This window comes from Shewanella sp. 125m-1 (assembly GCF_052977065.1).
The window spans coordinates 16264-31038 of sequence record NZ_JBRILT010000054.1 but is presented as its reverse complement, the minus strand read 5'-3'; the positions used below and the strand labels follow the sequence as shown (position 1 = coordinate 31038).

Genomic DNA, 14775 nt, shown 5'->3' with positions numbered 1-14775 from the left:
TAGCTCAGTTGGTAGAGCGATACCTTGCCAAGGTATAGGTCATCGGTTCGAACCCGATATGTCGCTCCAATTTAAAAAGATTATGCGACATTAGCTCAGTTGACTCTTTATTAGAGCAAAAGGGCGATACCTTACCAAGGTATAAGTCATCGGTTGTTTGTTTCGAACCCGATATGTCGCTCCAATCAAAGTAAAGATTTACGCGACATTAGCTCAGTTGGTAGAGCGATACCTTGCCAAGGTATAGGTCATCGGTTCGAACCCGATATGTCGCTCCAATTTAAAAAAATTTACGCGACATTAGCTCAGTTGACTCTTTATTAGAGCAAAAGGGTGATACCTTACCAAGGTATAAGTCATCGGTTGTTTGTTTCGAACCCGATATGTCGCTCCAATCTTTCTCCATGTAATATCCTGTTTAAACTTCAAAATTAAATAAAACAAAGTTTTATATGTTCATGCAGCATTTGCTCAGTTGTGCTCGTAGAAAATATTGATACCTCTTTTTTGCCAAGGTATAGGTCTGCTTGTTATAGAAAGCCGCTTCGAACCCACTCTTGTTTAAGTCAGAAGCTCGCTCCAATCTTCCTATCTCACGAAAACTCCTTTTTAACTATATCCAAAACAAACTTAGCTTCGTTGTGCTCGTAAAAAATGTTGATCCCCTTTTTTGCTAAGGGATAGACCTGTTCGTGGAAGGAGTCGAGTTCGAACCCATTGCTGTTTAAATTACTTAGGCTTAGATCACTCGAGTTTAAATCCGCAGCTGCTCCAGCCTTACTCTAACAAGATGCCTAAGCAAAACCCAAATCTAAATCCAAACAAAAAAAACAACCCAAAACCCAATAGAAACAAAGCTTAAAATGTTTTGCGATATAGGGTCGATGATGTTCGAACAAAGAACTCGTAGCGTGGTGTACGAGATATGCTCTGGGCTGAAAATCAAAGTATAACCTTTAGTTGCAGATATTTTTTGGGGAGGGGGGAGTTTTTGGCGTGATCGAGCGCCAGTTTCTTTAATAATGTCTAAACTAAGCGATATTGGTATTTCCAAACTTTGACGGTGTTCAAATATTTAGTCGACTTTTCCTACCATAATTAATTAAGACTAAAATTTAGTCTTGTCACATCAAGTGGCTGACTAAGGAGAACGATAAATGCGTATTCAACAACTCAGCGAACTTTTAGATTATGTCGCAACATGCCGCATAGAAATGGCACAGCTTTATAACCGTTTACATGCTCAAGCAGACTCTTCGCGAGTTAAGTTGATGCTGGAGTATTTTCAACAGCATGAGCGCCAAACAGCCGATAACTTAGAAAACTATATCGATGACGCTCCTAAAAAAGTGCTTGATACTTGGTATAAAGATGTGGTTTTTGAAGATTTTATCGCTAACTGCCAAAAGTTAACCTTGCCCGCGAATATGACAGAAGATGATGTATTAGAGTTGCATCTTGATCTCGACAATCGTTTGATTGCGTTGTTGGAGAAAACTGCTAACTCTTCTGCTAATACAGAAACTAAAGGCGCATTAGAAGATTTAGTTAGAGTCGAAAAAATTCAGCAACAGCGCTTAGTTCATAGCAGTATTAGAATGGATGATATCTAGTGACTTGCAATAGCTTGGCAATTAGGCACCGAGAGGTGCCTTTTTTGATCGCTATTGTTTAAAACTTGCTTAACTATAATTGCGGTAGATCAACATTAGTTTATCTATTTGCAGTTTTTGATTCATTTGCACTTAAGCCAAGGCCTTTAAGCTACTAAATTAAACACCGACCCTCGATTAGGAGCTTAAATATGAGCGAGCGAAACTTACTGACAACGCCTTTATTTCTAGCTGAGCAAGTTAGAACTGCTGAAATTGATGCCGTTAATCTTGGTAACGTTAGCTTATATCAATTGGTTGAAAGAGCCGGAGCGGCGGCATTTCAGTTAATAAGTGAAAAGCAAGCCAATGCCGATGAGATCCTTGTTCTTGCTGGTCATGGGAATAACGGCGCTGATGCGTATGTCACGGCTGCTTTGTTATTGGAGGCGGGTTTTGACGTTACCTTACAAGCAAGTACAGCGAGTCGTCCGAGTGAAGAGCTAACAGAGGCTATTCAATGCTTCATCAAGTCTGGTGGAGAGATCTGTGAGTTTAGTGAGACAGAGATTGAACAGGCAATGGTTATTGTGGATGGCCTATTAGGGACTGGGGTTTTAGGTGAACTAAGTGCTGAGCTGACGAGCATTATTAATGCGGTAAACCGAAGTCATGCTTGGGTGCTAAGCTTGGATGTTCCATCTGGGCTCAATCCTGATACTGGCCACGTTACGAGCTGTGCAATAGAGGCTGATGTGACTTTGACTTTTGCAGGTATTAAGCAAGGCTTGCTTACTGGTCGAGCCCGTCATTACTGTGGAGAGTTACTTCTTGCAGAGTTAGGGCTTGATAAGTTCTTAACGCTAGCAAGTGCAGAGCAGATAAGTCGTCAAACATTAGTCAATGCTTTTGTACCGCGTAGAAGAGACGCTCACAAAGGTAATAACGGTAAAGTGTCTATCATAGGTGGCGATCATGGTATGGCTGGAGCTGTTCGCCTAGCCGCTGAAGGATGCTTAAGAAGCGGTGCGGGCTTAGTGACGGTTATTTCTAGACCTGATCACCAACTGATAGTGAGTGCTAATCGGCCTGAATTGATGTTTTGGGCCTGTGAACTGGTCGATATGGAGGTTTACCTAAAGTTAGGTTGGGCTTCAGTATTGGTTATAGGTCCAGGACTTGGTACCAGTGATTGGGGTTATAACTTGCTTAAGGCCGTAGATCTGACAGATAAACCATGTGTTATCGATGCGGACGGTTTAAATCTGCTAAAAACTATGCCTATGACGCGCAAGAATTGGGTGTTGACACCTCACCCTGGAGAAGCGGCGAGGTTGCTTGGTCTTAGCATTGTTGAAGTTGAGCAGGATAGATTTAAGGCCGTAAGGCTACTCCAGCAGAAATATGGCGGTGTCATCGTCCTAAAGGGCCCTGGAACCATTATCTGCAATGGTGATAGGTGTGTTGTAGCACCTGTGGGAAATCCTGGTTTAGCCAGTGGTGGTTGCGGCGATGTACTTGCCGGTGTGATAGGTGGGCTGATGGCCCAAGGTTACAGCAGTATGGAAGCGGCCTGTTTGGGCGTTGTGATCCACGGTGATGCGGCTGATTTAGCGGCTAAATCAGGTGAGCGTGGCATGTTAGCCAGTGATTTGATGCCATATATTCGTCAGTTAGTTAATGAAATCTAGTTTAGAAAGCTAGGTGATTAGGTTAAAGTACTGCATTCTACGCTCTGTTTTAGTTAGGACGCTTTTCGATTCATAATGAATACGCAATCAATGATATTAAATTTAAATGATGAACAAGAAACCGTTAGTTTAGGTGGAAAGCTTGCGAGCCTTATCACGCCTCCCTTAACTGTTTATTTAAGCGGTGATCTAGGTGCGGGTAAGACGACCTTTAGCCGTGGACTTATTCAAAGTTTGGGGCATCAAGGGGCTGTAAAAAGTCCAACCTATACTTTGGTTGAGCCCTATGAGCTAGATAAGTTAGATGTGTATCACTTCGATCTCTATCGTTTATATGATCCAGAAGAATTAGAATTTATGGGGATCCGTGATTACTTTACTCAGCGCAGCTTGTGTATTGTAGAGTGGCCTGACCGTGGTCATGGTTTATTACCGGGTGCTGATATACATATCCATATTAAATATGTTAATACTGGACGACAAGTTGAGTTACAGGCGCTTTCTGTTGCAGGCGAAAAAATATTAGCGGCCCTAAATAATAATGATAATAAACAGTAATATATTTAGAGTATTTTTACTTCTTGTGAGTTTTGGTGCTTCATTTTTTGCGCAGAGTGCGAATAAGCTCGACAGCGTAAGGATTTGGGCTGCGCCAGAGTCAACACGTATCGTTTTTGATTTGAGCCAGTCCCCTGATTATAGCTATTTTACGCTGACAAATCCTTATCGCTTAGTTGTTGACTTAAAAAAATCATCTAACAAAGTTGATTTAAATAAGATTAAAAACAACAGTAAACTCGTCAAAAAGGTGCGTAAGAGCACGCCACCAGAAAAAGGGACTTTGCGCTTAGTTATTGATCTGGTTAAGCCAGTAAAAGCTAACTTATTTGCACTGCCAGCAACTGCCCCATACGGTAATCGTTTAGTGGTTGATTTAGATAGCGGTGGCTCTACAGCAAAAAAGCCTCCAGTTAGTAAGCCAAAAAATCAATTACGAGATGTCATTATTGCAATTGATGCAGGTCATGGCGGTGATGATCCTGGCTCTATTGGGCCGACGGGTATATATGAAAAAAAGTTAGTATTAGAAATATCTAAAAAGGTCGCTAAAAAGATTAATGCGACTCCTGGTATGCGCGCTGTTATGACGCGTACAGGGGACTATTTCGTTAACTTAAATAAGCGCTCTGAAATTGCTCGTAACAGTAAAGCAGACCTTTTAATCTCTATACATGCCGACGCTTTTACCTCTCCTCAGCCCCAAGGTGCTTCGGTATGGGTATTGTCAATGCGCCGTGCCAACAGTGAGATTGGTCGCTGGTTAGAGCAAAAAGAGAAACATTCCGAGCTGCTCGGTGGCGCCGGAGAGATTATACAAAATACAGATAATGAACAGTATCTTGCGATGACATTATTAGATATGTCGATGGATCGTTCTATGGCGATAAGCCATAACATAGCTGGAGATGTACTATCAAATCTAGGACGGGTGACCAAGCTGCATAAACGCAAGCCTGAATCTGCAAGTTTTGCTGTACTCAAATCGCCGGATATTCCCTCTATTTTGGTTGAAACAGGTTTTATCTCTAATCCCAGAGAAGAGCGCTTGTTGTCGCAACGCGATCATCAAAATAATGTCGCTAAAGCCATTCATAAAGGCGTAGTGAAGTATTTTGAAGCCAACCCGCCAGTGAACTCAATGTTGGCCAGTAAAAGCAGTGTTGAGCATAAGGTTCGCAGTGGAGAGTCGCTATCTGTTATTGCCCATCGTTATCAGGTCTCAATAAACAGTTTGAAAAAGGCCAATAACCTTAAATCAAATAGCATTCGAATCGGTCAGAGACTGATTATCCCCAGAGCTTAGGCTGTTAAGAGTAAACCATGGCTATAGAAAAGTTACCGCCTCAATTAGCAAACCAAATCGCAGCAGGTGAAGTGGTAGAACGTCCAGCATCTGTCATTAAAGAGTTAGTTGAAAATAGTCTTGATGCTGGTGCTACACGGGTCGATATTGAGATTGATAAAGGTGGCAGTAAACTTATTCGGATCCGTGATAATGGCTCTGGGATCCCTAAAGAGGATTTAAGTTTAGCGCTGTCACGGCACGCAACATCAAAGCTTAAGTCACTCGATGATTTAGAGGCCATTCTAAGTTTTGGTTTTCGCGGTGAGGCATTGGCGAGTATTAGCTCGGTATCGCGTCTAATCTTAACTTCACGAACCGCTGACCAAACCGAGGCGTGGCAAGCGCATGCCGAAGGCACTGAAATGGCGGTAAAAGTCCTGCCGGCTGCACACCCTGTAGGCTCCACGGTTGAAGCGGTTGATCTGTTTTTTAATACGCCAGCAAGACGTCGTTTCTTAAAGAGTGACAAAACAGAGTTTACTCATATCGATGAGTGGTTAAAGCGTATTGCTTTGGCAAGGCGAGATATTCATTTTACCCTTAAACACAATGGTAAGACGGTACGAAACTACCGACCCGCGAATACTGAGATCCAGTATCTTCAACGTTTAGGGCAGGTTTGCGGCAAAGCATTTGCTGAGACTTGCCTGCGGATTGAGTGTCAGCACAATGATTTAAGTTTGAGTGGGTATCTGCAATCGCCAAGTGCTGCAAACGGCTACAGTGAAACTCAATACTTTTATGTTAATGGACGTTTGGTGAAAGACCGACTGGTTAACCACGCTGTACGTCAAGCTTTTGCGCAGTATGCCCAAGGTGTGTCTCCTGGTTATGTGTTAATGCTTGATCTCGACCCACATCAGGTCGATGTTAACGTGCATCCGGCTAAGCATGAAGTGCGTTTTCACCAAAGCCGTTATGTGCACGACTTTATTTTGCAGGCGCTGCAATCGGCAATGTCTCAATCTATGGAGCTTGGGCTAAATACAGAATCTGACTTGCAGCAAATGCCAGATAGGCAAGTGACCCCAACACGAGGGGCGGTAAGCACGTCTCAGTATTCAGCCAATATTGAACCTAAGCCATCGGCTTCTTATGGTGTACGTGATAGTCATTCTGTTACCCGTCAGAGTGATTATTCGAGTGGCAATTCAAGCTATCGAAGCCCACTTAAACCTGCCGCGAGAAATAATGAGGTTCATATACCATCTCAAAGTAGTATTCGTGCTTACGGGGAATTATTAAGTACACAAACGAATACGCCAAATAGTGGTGATTTAAACGCTCATCAATATGAGCAAGAGTCAACTCGGTCTAGCATTGATCCTTCTGTAGAATACCAGCGTGGGATATCGCACGCGCATGCGGCAAATATGCCAGCGGTTATCGCTGGAGAATATTGGGTGCTAGTTAAAGATGATAAAATATCGTTATTAAGCATTACCATAGTGGCAAAGGCGGCGCTAAAAGCCGAGATCGCAGCTAAGTTTGCACAAGGGCTCGTTGGTCAGCCTTTATTGATGCCGGTCGCCGTTGCAGTTGATGATGATTGGCAAGCTATTATAGACAATCGAGAGCAGTTACTGCGAAAGTTAGGCGTTGAGTTATCAATTCGCCTTGGGCAGTTGATTATTAAGAAAGTGCCCCCATATCTAAGAGATAGTCAATTAGCTGTTTTAATCCCTGAATTATTGCAGTGGATTCAATTAGAATTACCAAGTGATGCAGCGGTTGTTAAGTGGCTTGCTGAACAAGGTGCGAATCGATTTACCTCAGCAGGTGAAGCATGGTTTGCCCTAAATACCTTGCCTGATGATGTGCAGCGCGAGCTTTATAATCAATCCCAAGATTTACCTTGGGAACAATGGATGAAAGAAAATCAGAGTGACCGATAAAAAATCACATAAAGTTATTACCTTAATGGGCCCAACAGCCTCTGGTAAAACCGCATTAGCGATTGAGCTTGTTAAGCAGTATAACTGTGAAATTATCTCTGTGGATTCTGCATTGATTTATAAAGATATGGATATCGGTACCGCTAAGCCAGACGCTGGTGAACAAGCTGCGGCTCCCCATAGCCTGATTGATATTATTGATCCCGCGGAAAGTTATTCTGCGGCAGATTTTAGACGTGATGCATTGGCTCAGATTGAAGATATTTTGAATCGTGGAAAGACGCCATTGCTGGTTGGTGGCACCATGATGTACTTTAAGGCCTTGCTAGAAGGCTTATCACCGCTTCCTGCGGCTGATGAAGCGATTAGAGCGCAGATCGCTAGCGAAGCACAAGAGTTAGGTTGGCAAGCATTACACGATGAATTAAAAGCGATAGACCCTGTTTCAGCAGAGCGAATTCATCCAAATGATCCACAGCGACTCGCTCGGGCGCTAGAGGTATATCGGATCAGTGGCCAATCTCTAACTGAGCTAACTAAGACTAAGTCTGAAGCATTCCCTTACGAAGCGGTGCAATTTGCGATTGCGCCAAGTGATAGAAAGGTGTTACATAAGGCTATAGAAACTCGATTTAAGACCATGCTAACACAAGGGTTTACTGCTGAAGTTGAGGCTTTAAAAGCTCGAGACGACTTACATTTAGAACTGCCATCTATGCGTTGCGTAGGATATAGGCAGTGCTGGCAGTATTTAGATGGTGAAATTGACTATGATACTATGGTCGAAAAAGCTATTGTTGCTACTAGGCAATTAGCCAAACGTCAATTAACATGGTTACGTGGTTGGCCTGATTTAATATGGCTAGAAAGCGGAGCTGAAAATAATCTCGCGGAAGTAATGCGACATAGTCGCTAGCTTATTGGCTACCGCTGTATAATACTAAAACCAAAGATAACGTTTTATCGTATTAGAATAACTATTAATTTTAATTAAAAAGGAAATTAGAAAATGGCAAAGGGGCAATCTTTACAAGACCCGTTTTTGAACGCTTTGCGTCGTGAACGCGTTCCAGTATCTATTTATCTTGTTAACGGCATTAAGCTTCAAGGACAAGTTGAGTCTTTCGATCAGTTTGTTATTTTGCTTAAAAATACAGTAAGCCAAATGGTTTACAAGCATGCCATTTCTACTGTGGTACCTTCACGTCCATTTAACGTGACTAACCATCAGCCGACAAATGGTCAAGCTGGCTATAACGCTCAGCATGACGATAGCGATGAGAAGTAATTTGCTAAGGAGATTGCTTTTTGTTTGATCGTTATGAGGCGGGAGAGAAAGCGGTACTTGTTCATATCGACTTTGCTGATGAAAACAACCGAGAAGACCTAGATGAATTAAAACTTCTGGTTGAATCGGCTGGCGCTCAATCTATAGGAGTCGTTACCACGAGTCGACGTTCACCAGACCGCAGATTTTTTGTGGGTTCAGGTAAGGCGGAAGAGTTGGCTGCGATGGTTGCGGCAACTGATGCAAATGTCGTGATTTTTAATCACGCATTAAGTCCGGCTCAAGAACGAAATCTTGAGCAGCTATGCGAGTGCCGTGTACTCGATAGAACAACTTTGATCTTGGATATTTTTGCTCAAAGAGCGAGAACATTCGAAGGTAAGTTACAAGTGGAGCTAGCGCAATTGCGCCACATGTCAACGCGCTTGATCAGAGGCTGGACGCATTTAGAGCGACAAAAAGGTGGTATCGGTCTTCGTGGTCCAGGTGAAACTCAATTAGAAACCGATAGGCGTCTATTGAGAGGCCGGATCCGCACGATTAATAAACGTTTAGATAAAGTCGATAAACAACGAGGTCAAAGTCGTAGAGCAAGACAGCGCAGCGAGATGTCGACAGTGTCTTTGGTGGGTTATACCAATGCGGGTAAATCGACACTGTTTAATGGTTTAACGACATCAGATGTCTATGCTGCTGATCAACTGTTTGCGACGCTGGATCCAACCTTACGTAAGTTAGATTTACCAGACGGTGATGTGATTCTTGCTGATACCGTTGGTTTTATTAGGCATTTACCCCACGATTTAGTTGCGGCATTTAAAGCAACACTGCAAGAAACACAGCAGGCAGATCTACTTCTGCATGTGGTCGATAGTGCAGATGAAAAAATGGGGGATAACTTTAAGCAAGTACAAAGCGTGCTTAAAGAGATCGATGCTATAGACATTCCACAGTTGATCGTATGCAATAAAATCGATCTATTGGATGAGGTAAAACCTCACATCGACTACGATGATGAGGGGACACCAATTAGAGTCTGGGTTTCTGCTCAGCAGCAAAAAGGCTTGGAATTAGTTGAAGAGGCGATTAACCAACTCGTTGGTAAGGCAACTCGAGAGCTAACCTTGCAAATCCCTGCTTCGGCGGGGCATTATCTCGGCCAGTTTTATAAACTGGATGTAATACAGCAGAAAGAGTATGACGATCTGGGGAACTGTATGATTTCTGTTCGCTTGTTGGAGGCCGATTGGCGCCGACTCGTAAAACAGAGCCAAGGTGAAATAGAGACTTTTGTCGTCGACACCGTCGTCGCATAATTAAGTATTTTAGTAATCTCGTTTATTTCATACACTTATGGAGTACTAAATGGCTTGGAACGAGCCCGGTAACAAGGGTCAAGACCCTTGGGGAAATAAGGGTGGTAATGATAAAGGACCACCAGATCTAGATGAAGTTTTTCGTAATCTTTCTAAGCGCTTCGGCGGGAAAGGCAATGGCTCAGGTGGCAGCGTTAGCGGTGTCAGTTTAATAATAGTCCTTGTTATTGCCGTTGTTGTATGGGGCCTTTCTGGCTTCTATACAATTAAAGAGGCTGAGAAAGGTGTAGAGCTCCGTTTCGGTGCATATATTGGTGAAGTTGATCCAGGCCTTCAATGGAAAGCCACTTTTATTGATGAAGTGACACCAGTAAACGTACAAACCGTTCGCTCAATTCCGGCTTCTGGAAGCATGCTGACAGCCGACGAGAACGTCGTTCTTGTTCAGCTTGATGTTCAGTATCGAGTGAATAACGCTGAAAATTATTTGTATAACGTAGTTGATGCAGACTCTAGTTTGCGTGAAGCAACAGATAGTGCGCTTCGCTATGTTATCGGCCATAACACTATGGATGATATTTTGACTACGGGTCGAGATAAAATTCGTCGTGATACATGGGATGAAATTGAGCGAATTATCAAGCCTTATAAATTAGGCATTGTGGTTGTTGATGTGAACTTCTTGCCTGCACGTCCGCCAGAAGAGGTGAAAGATGCCTTTGATGACGCTATTGCAGCACAAGAAGATGAACAGCGCTTTATTCGTGAAGCTGAAGCATATTCTCGCCAGTTAGAGCCAAAGGTTCGTGGTACTGTGCAGCGTATGGATCAACAAGCAATAGCTTATAAGCAAAGAGAAATCTTAGAGGCAAAAGGTAAAGTGGCTCGTTTTGAACAGCTATTACCTGAGTATCAAGCTGCACCTGAAGTGACTCGTGAACGTATGTATTTTGATACGATGCAAGAAGTTCTGAGCGGTACAAGCAAAGTACTTATTGATGCTAAAAATAGCGGTAACTTAATGTATCTACCGTTAGATAAGCTGATGCAGAATAACCAAGCACATAATTCTTCAAGCACTAAGAGTAAACCGGCAACGCCTGTTATGTCAGTAAATAGTACAACTAATAATAACAGCATGCCTCTTGATGGTCGCCCATCTCGAGGTGAACGTCCGTCGGGGAGGAACTAAGTGATGGGTAGATTTACAGCGATAATCGTAGCGGTACTTATTGCGATCTCTTTATCTTCACTTTTAGTTGTGAATGAAGGCGAGCGTGCCATCGTTTCTCGATTTGGTAAGGTACTTAAAGACGACGGCGTGACGCGTGTTTATGCTCCTGGACTTCACTTGAAGATCCCTATGCTTGATAAAATTAAGTTTATGGATTCGCGAGTGCAAACTCTGGATGGTGCAGCAGATCGTTTTGTAACCTCTGAGAAAAAAGACTTAATGGTCGATTCATACGTGAAATGGCGCATTAAAGATTTTGAACGTTATTACCTTTCTACCAACGGTGGTATTAAGGCTAACGCAGAGACCTTGCTACAGCGTAAGATCAATAACGATCTTCGTACCGAGTTTGGCCGTAGAACGATTAAAGAAATTGTTTCTGGAAGCCGCGATGAATTGCAATCAGATGCACTTAAAAATGCAGCTGAGAGTGCTCAAGACTTAGGTATTGAAGTCGTCGATGTGCGTGTTAAGCAAATTAACTTACCAGCAAACGTCAGTACTAGTATTTACCAGCGTATGCGTGCAGAACGTCAAGCTGTGGCTAAAGAGCATCGCGCTCAAGGTCAAGAGCAAGCGGAAATTATCCGTGCTAAGACTGATGCCAGTGTGACGATTCAAACTGCAGAAGCTGAGCGTAAAGCTTTGACTATTCGCGGTGAAGGTGATGCTGAGGCGGCTAAGATTTATGCAGATGCATATACTAAAGATCCTGAGTTCTTTAGCTTTATGCGAAGCTTAGATGCTTACAGAGCAAGTTTCTCTGGTAACAATGACGTCATGGTGCTAGAACCTGATAGTGAGTTCTTTAGATACATGAATAGTGCATCTGGAAAATAATTTTCCTAAAGATGTATAAAAAGGCCTAACGCAAGTTAGGCCTTTTTTTATGCAAATTTAATCTACTTTAGCAGCTAACGCTAATTCCTACCTATTCAGTCAACTATCATCTTATAGTCTGCAAAAATTCATTAATATGACTTAAGTTACTAATTTAGTAGACAATGAATGAAATGTTTTTGAATGTTCTGCTACAAGAAATGAGCATTTTTGTTGGTGCTGATGCGTGCTTTTTATGCAGAAGTAGCACGAAAAGCAACATAGTTAACTAAGTTGAGTGTTTTAACTATGATCTGCTTCTAATTTTTGGCTATAATGAGCCCCGCCTCAAGTTTAGATTTGAATTTCGGTTTAAATCAGCTTTGAAGAAGATAGATAAAACAAAAATTCCAACACTCTCTGGAGACAAGTGGATGAGCAATGCGCCAGTCAATACCGGACGCCGCAGATTTCTGACCGCAGCCACCGCCGTAGTCGGTGGTGCTGGTGCCGCTGCTGTAGCGGTTCCGTTTATAAAGTCATGGAATCCGAGTGCCAAAGCGAAAGCAGCAGGTGCGCCGGTAGAAGTAAACATAAGTAAAGTAGAGCCAGGTCAACTTATTCGAGTTGAGTGGCGCGGTAAGCCTGTTTGGGTTGTTCGTCGTACGCAGGAGATCTTAGATGGTCTACCAGCAATCGATGCTCAGCTTCGCGATCCAGACTCTGTTGAACCACAGCAGCCTGCATATGCGCAGAACCCTGAGCGTTCAATTAAGGCCGAGTATTTCATAGCCGTTGGCCTATGTACTCATCTTGGTTGTTCTCCAACTTACCTACCTGACACGTTTGGTGAACAAGTTGAAGGCGTAGCCTCTGGCTTCTTCTGTCCTTGTCACGGTTCTAAGTTTGATATGGCTGGTCGTGTATTCCAAGGTGTACCAGCGCCATTGAACCTAGTTATCCCTCCACATCAATATATTGATGATAGCACCGTGATTATCGGTGTTGATACAGGAGCTGCGTAATGGTTAAGAATCTTATCAACTGGATTGATGAACGCATTCCTATGACCGCGACGTATAACCGTCATGTTGGTCAATATGCGACACCAACCAACTTTAACTTCTGGTACTTTTTTGGCTCACTAGCCATGTTAGTACTAGTTAACCAGTTACTAACTGGTATCTGGTTAACAATGAACTACGTACCAACTGCTGAAGGTGCGTTTGCCTCGATTGAATACATCATGCGTGATGTTGAGTACGGTTGGTTGCTGAGATATATGCACTCCACCGGTGCTTCAGCCTTCTTTGTGGTTATCTATCTTCATATGTTCCGTGGCCTTATCTACGGTTCATACCAGAAGCCTAGAGAGCTACTGTGGCTATTCGGTATGCTTATCTTCCTTGTGTTGATGGCAGAAGCCTTTATGGGTTACTTACTTCCTTGGGGACAAATGTCTTACTGGGGAGCACAGGTAATTATCTCATTGTTTGGTGCAATCCCTGTTATTGGTGATGACCTAACATTGTGGATCCGTGGTGACTTTGTTGTCTCTGGCGCAACCCTTAACCGTTTCTTCGCATTGCACGTTATTGCATTGCCGCTCGTGCTTGTTGTATTGGTGTTTTTACACCTTATTGCACTGCATGAAGTGGGTTCTAACAACCCAGACGGTATTGAGATTAAGAAGAACAAAGATGAGAATGGCTGGCCAAAAGATGGTATTCCATTCCACCCGTACTACACAGTTAAAGACATTATGGGCGTCGCTGGCTTCCTAATCGTCTTCTGTTATGTGCTGTTCTTTATGCCTGAAGGTGGCGGTTACTTCCTTGAGAAGCCGAACTTTGAAGCGGCAAATCCAATGAAGACGCCTGAGCATATTGCACCGGTTTGGTATTTCACACCGTTCTACGCAATCTTGCGTGCAATCCCTGACAAGTTAATGGGTGTTATCGGCATGGGCTTAGCCATTGCGGTACTGTTCATCTTGCCATGGTTAGACCGTTGTAGTGTTAAGTCTATTCGCTACCGTAGCATGGCTCACAAGCTGAACATCAGTCAGTTTGCTGTTTCGTTCGTAGTATTGGGTTACTTAGGTGCAGTTCCTGCTACTCCAGCCCTGACGATTGCGGCGCGTATCTTTACTGTGACTTACTTTGGCTTCTTCTTACTACTTTGGATTTACAGTAAGAATGAAAAGACTAAGCCTGTACCAGAGAGGTTGACACACTAATGAAAAAATTATTAATCGCATTAGTTGCATTGGTCCCGACATTGGCAGTTGCTGCCGGTGGCGGAGCACCTCTAGAGAAAGCTAACATCGACTTAAATGACCAAGCGTCGTTGCAACGTGGACTGGCTCTATTCCAAGAGAATTGCGCAGGTTGTCATAGCACTCAGTATCAGCGTTATGATCGTGTAGCGACAGATCTAGGTGTTCCAATCGATGAGATGCGTGCTCAATACCTGCCTGAAGGTGCCAAGATTGGTGAGTTGATGGAGAACGCCATCCCTGATGCTGATGCATCTAAGTGGTTCGGTGCTTCACCACCAGACTTAACTTTGGTTGCCCGAGTACGTGGTGAAGATTGGATTTATTCATACCTACATGGTTTTTATAAAGATGAAAGCCGTCCATTTGGTGTCAATAATACTATTTTTCCACTAGTTGGTATGCCACACGTACTTGAAGACCTTCAAGGTCTTCCGGTTAAACAAGAAGATGGAACACTAGTTGCTACCGGTGGTGCCTTAACAGCTGAAGAGTACGATCAAGTGGTTCGTGATATCACAGGCTATTTGGTTTACTCCGGTGACCCAGTCAAACTAGAGCGTGAAAGACTAGGTTGGTGGGTGATGGGCTTCCTGTTCATATTCTTTATTGTGGCCTACCTCTTAAAGAAAGAGTACTGGAAAGATGTACACTAACCCCAAATAAAGGTTAGAATGTATTATCCGCAAATTGTAAACGGGGAGCCTTGCTCCTCGTTTGCGTTTGCATTTTTTGCTTTTTATTTGTGAATCCCGG

At 43.2% G+C, this 14775-nt stretch carries 13 protein-coding genes and 3 tRNA genes; all 16 read left to right on the top strand.

Features of this window, described 5'->3' with window-relative positions:
* The first annotated feature begins 84 nt into the window (after positions 1–84).
* The 16 genes from ACVBIK_RS18245 to ACVBIK_RS18170 all read left to right on the top strand — a co-directional run bounded on the left by ACVBIK_RS18245 (position 85) and on the right by ACVBIK_RS18170 (position 14675).
* Positions 85–184: transfer RNA gene (locus ACVBIK_RS18245), tRNA-Gly, on the top strand.
* Positions 185–202: 18 nt separating this feature from the next.
* Positions 203–278 (top strand) — tRNA-Gly (locus ACVBIK_RS18240).
* Positions 279–294: 16 nt separating this feature from the next.
* Positions 295–394, top strand: a tRNA-Gly gene (locus tag ACVBIK_RS18235).
* 763 nt (positions 395–1157) lie between these two features.
* Positions 1158–1613, top strand: a complete 456-nt coding sequence (locus ACVBIK_RS18230; protein ID WP_447162437.1) for a hypothetical protein — start codon at positions 1158–1160, stop codon at positions 1611–1613.
* 191 nt (positions 1614–1804) lie between these two features.
* Complete coding sequence (locus ACVBIK_RS18225) at positions 1805–3283, top strand: NAD(P)H-hydrate dehydratase (protein ID WP_447162436.1); 1479 nt, start codon at positions 1805–1807, stop codon at positions 3281–3283.
* 90 nt (positions 3284–3373) lie between these two features.
* Complete coding sequence (tsaE, locus tag ACVBIK_RS18220) at positions 3374–3841, top strand: tRNA (adenosine(37)-N6)-threonylcarbamoyltransferase complex ATPase subunit type 1 TsaE (RefSeq protein WP_447162435.1); 468 nt, start codon at positions 3374–3376, stop codon at positions 3839–3841.
* Positions 3825–5147: an N-acetylmuramoyl-L-alanine amidase gene (locus ACVBIK_RS18215; RefSeq protein ID WP_447162434.1), complete on the top strand. Its 1323-nt coding sequence runs from the start codon at positions 3825–3827 to the stop codon at positions 5145–5147. Before tsaE ends, ACVBIK_RS18215 begins: the two co-directional genes overlap by 17 nt.
* Positions 5148–5164: 17 nt before the next feature.
* A complete protein-coding gene (gene mutL, locus ACVBIK_RS18210; protein WP_447164594.1) occupies positions 5165–7084 on the top strand; it encodes a DNA mismatch repair endonuclease MutL in 1920 nt (639 codons plus the stop codon).
* The gene (gene miaA, locus ACVBIK_RS18205) at positions 7074–8000 is read left to right on the top strand and encodes a tRNA (adenosine(37)-N6)-dimethylallyltransferase MiaA (RefSeq protein WP_447162432.1); all 927 of its coding nucleotides are present in this window, start codon (positions 7074–7076) and stop codon (positions 7998–8000) included. The genes mutL and miaA overlap by 11 nt, the downstream gene beginning before the upstream one ends.
* Positions 8001–8093: 93 nt before the next feature.
* Positions 8094–8372 (top strand): RNA chaperone Hfq, encoded by a 279-nt coding sequence (gene hfq / locus ACVBIK_RS18200; RefSeq protein ID WP_447162431.1) that lies wholly within the window; start codon positions 8094–8096, stop codon positions 8370–8372.
* A gap of 20 nt (positions 8373–8392) precedes the next feature.
* The gene (hflX, locus tag ACVBIK_RS18195) at positions 8393–9688 is read left to right on the top strand and encodes a ribosome rescue GTPase HflX (RefSeq protein ID WP_447162430.1); all 1296 of its coding nucleotides are present in this window, start codon (positions 8393–8395) and stop codon (positions 9686–9688) included.
* 49 nt (positions 9689–9737) lie between these two features.
* Positions 9738–10880, top strand: a complete 1143-nt coding sequence (gene hflK, locus ACVBIK_RS18190; RefSeq protein WP_447162429.1) for an FtsH protease activity modulator HflK — start codon at positions 9738–9740, stop codon at positions 10878–10880.
* A 3-nt stretch (positions 10881–10883) separates the two neighbouring features.
* Entirely contained in the window at positions 10884–11762 is an 879-nt protein-coding gene (hflC, locus tag ACVBIK_RS18185; protein ID WP_447162428.1) for a protease modulator HflC, read from the top strand.
* Positions 11763–12175: 413 nt separating this feature from the next.
* A complete protein-coding gene (gene petA, locus ACVBIK_RS18180; protein WP_447162427.1) occupies positions 12176–12766 on the top strand; it encodes a ubiquinol-cytochrome c reductase iron-sulfur subunit in 591 nt (196 codons plus the stop codon).
* Entirely contained in the window at positions 12766–13980 is a 1215-nt protein-coding gene (locus tag ACVBIK_RS18175) for a cytochrome b (RefSeq protein ID WP_447162426.1), read from the top strand. Before petA ends, ACVBIK_RS18175 begins: the two co-directional genes overlap by 1 nt.
* Positions 13980–14675, top strand: coding sequence for a cytochrome c1 (locus ACVBIK_RS18170; protein WP_447162425.1), 696 nt, complete (start codon positions 13980–13982; stop codon positions 14673–14675). Before ACVBIK_RS18175 ends, ACVBIK_RS18170 begins: the two co-directional genes overlap by 1 nt.
* Positions 14676–14775 lie beyond the last annotated feature (100 nt).